The organism is Kitasatospora sp. NPDC059571 (assembly GCF_042735675.1).
Taxonomy (GTDB): domain Bacteria; phylum Actinomycetota; class Actinomycetes; order Streptomycetales; family Streptomycetaceae; genus Kitasatospora.
In genome coordinates, this window is record NZ_JBHWBW010000556.1 from 1783 (window position 1) to 4757 (window position 2975).

Consider the following 2975-nt stretch of genomic DNA (forward strand, 5'->3'; position numbering starts at 1 on the left):
GCACCCACCGACGGCGTCATCGCGGCACTGTCCCCGGGCGGCCCGGCCGCGCACCCCCGCGCGCCGGGGCCTCCGGCGTGTCGGCGCACCCCCGGCGGCGTACGCTCGGAGCACGGGCCGAACCGCCCCGGTGCGGCCCCTCCGCGCGACCGAGGGAGACCGCGATGAGCACCGCGGCGGCACCCACCGCCTTCGACACCGACGCCCTGCGCCGGGGCATCGAGCAGCACGACGCCTCGGCCCTGCTGGCGCTCTACGCCGACGACGCCGAGATCCGGATGATCGACCGCCGGACCCAGCCCAGCCACCCGATGGTGATGCACGGCCGGACCGCGATCTCCGACATGCTCACCGACGTGTACGGCCGGGACATGACCCACACGCTGGAACAGGTGGTGGTGGACGGCGACCACGTCGCCTTCATGGAGTCCTGCCGCTACCCGGACGGCACCCGGGTGCTGGCCACCTCGATGGCCGACCTGCGGGACGGCCGGATCGTCGACCAGACCTCCGTCCAGGCCTGGGACGAGCCGTGAGCGGGGCGCACCGGCCGGTGCCCGGCGATATTTCCCTTTCCGCCCGGTCGGTGCGTCCGAGTACCCTCGCCGTATGATCCGCACCGCCACCGCCAGCGACGTCCCCGCCATCCACGCCATGATCCGCGAGCTCGCGGAGTACGAGCGGGCCCTGCACGAGGCGAGGGCCACCGAGGAGCAGCTGCACGACGCGCTGTTCGGCGAGCACCCGGCCGTGTTCGGGCTGATCGCCGAGGACGACGCCACCGGGGAGCCGGTCGGCTTCGCCCTGTGGTTCCGCAACTTCTCCACCTGGCGCGGCACCCACGGGATCTACCTGGAGGACCTCTACGTCCGCCCGGCGCGGCGCGGCGGCGGCCACGGCAAGGCCCTGCTGGCCGAGCTGGCGCGGATCTGCACGGAGCGCGGCTACGCCCGCCTGGAGTGGTCCGTGCTCGACTGGAACGAGCCGTCGATCGGCTTCTACAAGTCGCTCGGGGCCGTGCCGATGGACGAGTGGACGGTCTTCCGGCTCACCGACGACGCCCTCGCCGAGCTGGGCGGCAGTGCCCGCTGACGCCCCCGGATCGCCCGATCACGTGATCGTGGCGCAAGGCGGCGACATCCACCGGTCGATAGCGGTAACGTCACGGGCGGATGCGCGGCGTTCGGAATGCCCCAGGTGGGTATGAACCGGTACGTACCGCACCACCCCTCGGACGAGTTGGGGCGAAGCAGTTGAGCCAAGCAAGTGGAAGTGCCGCGGCCGTCCGGCCGCAAGCAGCGCGCGTCACCCAGGAGGTGAGGGTGTCCCAGATCGACGGTGAGCCCGACGTCAAGGACTTCGTCGAGGTCAGGCTGCCCGCTGCGGGCGCCTATCTCTCGGTGCTGCGAACAGCGACGGCGGGCCTGGCAGCCCGTCTGGACTTCACCCTCGACGAGATCGAGGACCTCCGGATCGCGGTGGACGAGGCCTGCGCCATCCTGCTCCAGCAGGCGGTGCCCGGCTCCGTGCTGAGCTGCGAGTTCCGGCTGGTCGGCGACTCGCTCAAGGTCACCGTCGCGGCGCCGACCACCGACGGCCGCGCCCCCGAGCGGGACACCTTCGCCTGGACGGTGCTCTCCGCGCTGGCCGGCGAGGTCGACTCCTCGGTGGGCGAGGACAACACGGTCCGCATCAGCCTGCACAAGAAGCGCGGCGGGTCCCCTGCCCAGCCCTAGCGCCGCGCGCCGAGGGCCGTACGCGCCGAGGCCGTCGCAGGACGGCACACCGCGCGTACGGCTTGCCCGGACCGCCGCCCGCGGCGGTCCCACCAGTGACAAGTGCTCCCGGAACGGAACGGGTGATCGCCGTGAGTGATCTGGACCGCACAGGTGCCGCCGCCCTGCCGGCCGCCACCGAGGACGTGGCCGTACCGCCCCAGGCGAGCGCTGCCCGCATCGCCGACGCCGCCCCGACTGACGACGCGTACCCGAAGGACGCCCACCGGATGACCCAGCCGACCGACCCGACACCGGAGCAGCACGCCGCCACGGCGGACGCGGCCGCGGACGAGGGCCTGCCGGCCGCCGCACCGGTGGTGCGCGGCGCGGTGCCCGCCCAGGGCCACCGCTCCGCGGCGCCGGACCGCGAGGCCGCCCGGGCCCTGTTCGTCCGGCTGTCCCAGCTCGCCGAGGGCTCGCCGGAGCGGGTGGAGATCCGCAACCAGCTGGTGCGGATGCACATCCCGCTGGTCGAGCACCTGGCCCGGCGCTTCCGCAACCGCGGCGAGCCGCTGGACGACCTCACCCAGGTCGCCACCATCGGCCTGATCAAGTCGGTGGACCGCTTCGACCACGAGCGCGGGGTGGAGTTCTCCACCTATGCGACGCCGACCATCGTGGGCGAGATCAAGCGGCACTTCCGGGACAAGGGCTGGGCGGTCCGGGTGCCGCGCCGGCTCCAGGAGCTGCGGCTGTCGCTCACCACGGCGACCAGCGAGCTCTCCCAGCGGCACGGGCGCTCGCCCACGGTGCACGAGCTGGCCGAGCACCTGGGGATCTCCGAGGAGGACGTGCTGGAGGGCCTGGAGTCCGCCAACGCGTACTCCACGCTCTCGCTGGACGTCCCGGACAGCGACGACGAGTCGCCGGCCGTGGCGGACACCCTGGGCGCCACCGACGAGGCGCTGGAGGGGGTCGAGTACCGCGAGTCGCTCAAGCCGCTGCTGGCGCAGCTGCCGCCGCGCGAGCAGAAGATCCTGGTGCTCCGGTTCTTCCGGAACATGACCCAGTCGCAGATCGCGGCCGAGGTGGGCATCTCCCAGATGCACGTGTCCCGGCTGCTGGCCCGGACACTGGCGCAACTCCGGGAGAAGCTCCTCGTCGAGGAGTGAGTGCGCCGCGCATCAAGCGCACATGGGGGGCGCGGCGTCGGGGGCGCGCGCCTCGGGCGAGGAGCGCGCCGGGCGGGCGGGGCGG

The 2975-nt window shown here is 73.3% G+C and carries 4 protein-coding genes; all 4 read left to right on the top strand.

Going from position 1 to position 2975, the window contains the following annotated elements; all coding sequences use genetic code 11:
* Nucleotides 1–164: 164 nt before the first annotated feature.
* The 4 genes from ACFV0G_RS35415 (at nucleotide 165) to ACFV0G_RS35430 (ending at nucleotide 2890) form a co-directional block, all read left to right on the top strand.
* Entirely contained in the window at nucleotides 165–536 is a 372-nt protein-coding gene (locus tag ACFV0G_RS35415; RefSeq protein ID WP_380556809.1) for a nuclear transport factor 2 family protein, read from the top strand.
* A 73-nt stretch (nucleotides 537–609) separates the two neighbouring features.
* Nucleotides 610–1092 carry a GNAT family N-acetyltransferase gene (locus ACFV0G_RS35420; protein WP_380556811.1) on the top strand — a complete coding sequence of 161 codons (483 nt, stop codon included), beginning with the start codon at nucleotides 610–612 and terminating at the stop codon, nucleotides 1090–1092.
* A 230-nt stretch (nucleotides 1093–1322) separates the two neighbouring features.
* A complete protein-coding gene (locus tag ACFV0G_RS35425; protein ID WP_380556813.1) occupies nucleotides 1323–1736 on the top strand; it encodes an anti-sigma regulatory factor in 414 nt (137 codons plus the stop codon).
* Between the two features lie 131 nt (nucleotides 1737–1867).
* Nucleotides 1868–2890 carry an RNA polymerase sigma factor SigF gene (locus tag ACFV0G_RS35430; protein ID WP_380556815.1) on the top strand — a complete coding sequence of 341 codons (1023 nt, stop codon included), beginning with the start codon at nucleotides 1868–1870 and terminating at the stop codon, nucleotides 2888–2890.
* Nucleotides 2891–2975 lie beyond the last annotated feature (85 nt).